The 232-nt window shown below is 66.8% G+C and carries 1 pseudogene; it reads left to right on the forward strand.

Going from position 1 to position 232, the window contains the following annotated elements:
- A pseudogene (locus ACYYG1_RS17940) lies at window positions 1-232 on the forward strand (IS481 family transposase); the annotation flags it as partial.

The raw sequence follows: 232 nt of genomic DNA on the forward strand, positions 1-232 counted from the left end.
TTGCGCAGCAGCTCGTGCTTCGCGGGGTGCAGGTCAGTTCGGGCGGCGTCCGGGGCGTATGGAGCCGCCACAGCCTGTTCACGCGCCACGAGCGGCTTCTGTCGGTGCGCGGCCGGGACATCAAGCTCAGTGACGAACAGATACGCGCCCTGGAACGCTTCAGTCCGGAATTCCGTGACCGGCACATCGAGACGCGCCACACGGGCGACCTGGTGGCCGTGGACACGTTCTT

The organism is Desulfocurvus sp. DL1XJH-121 (assembly GCF_054819825.1).